This window comes from Bradyrhizobium genomosp. I (2014) (assembly GCF_000261685.1).
In the GTDB taxonomy this organism is placed as follows: domain Bacteria; phylum Pseudomonadota; class Alphaproteobacteria; order Rhizobiales; family Xanthobacteraceae; genus Bradyrhizobium.
In genome coordinates this window covers 1-965 of sequence record NZ_AJQE01000494.1, presented here as the reverse complement: position 1 = coordinate 965, position 965 = coordinate 1, and the positions used below count along the sequence as shown (strand labels likewise).

The window sequence follows — 965 nt, the reverse complement described above, 5'->3', positions numbered from 1 at the left end:
TGCCAAGCAAGTCTGTGGCTGCCGAACTTGGCATCCATGAACACACCGTCGGCAAGTGGCGCCGCCGATTCTTGAAGGATCGTTGTGATGGCCTGCTTGACGAAGCCCGCCCGGGCCGCCCTCGAACCATCGACGATGATCAGGTTGCCGAGGTAATCGAGCGGACATTGCGTACGACGCCGCCCGACGCAACGCACTGGTCGATCCGCTCGATGGCTGCGGATACTGGCTTTTCTCACACCACGATCCGCCGAATGTGGACGGCGTTCGGCTTGCAGCCGCACCGCAGCCAGACATTTAAACTATCGAGCGATCCGCTATTCGTCGATAAGGTGCGCGATATTGTCGGGCTTTATCTGTCGCCGCCTAACCGAGCCGTTGTCCTCAGTGTCGATGAGAAAAGCCAGATCCAGGCACTCGATCGCGAGCAGCCGGTCTTGCCGATGATGCCTGGGGTGCCGGAACGTCGCACGCATAGCTATGTGCGGCATGGTACGACCACGCTGTTTGCCGCGCTCGATGTCGCTTCCGGCTTCGTCATTGGCAAATGCTACAAGCGCCATCGGGCGCTCGAGTTCTTGAAGTTTCTCAAAGAGATCGACGCTCAAATCCCTGAGGGGCTCGCTGTCCATATCGTCATGGACAACTACGCTACCCACAAGACCCCCAAGATTAAAGCGTGGCTCGCTCGCCGGCCGCACTATCATGTCCACTTCACGCCGACTTCCGCGTCGTGGATCAATCAGATCGAGCGCTGGTTCGCTGAACTCACCAGAAAGCAGATCCGGCGAGGTGTTCACACCTCCGTCAGGCAGCTCGAAGCCGACATCCGTACCTTCATCGAATTGCACAACAACAACCCGAAGCCCTTCAAATGGACCAAGTCAGATCTTGGCTTCCGTCAAACGCTTTTGCCACAAAGCCCAGCAGACTCTATGTGGCGAACTTTAGATTCATGTGACTAG

1 pseudogene is annotated in these 965 nt (G+C 57.3%); it reads left to right on the top strand.

The annotated features are described in order from the left end of the window. Nucleotides 1-951: pseudogene (locus IC50_RS38215) on the top strand (IS630-like element ISBj5 family transposase); the annotation flags it as partial. Between the last annotated feature and the right edge of the window lie 14 nt (nt 952-965).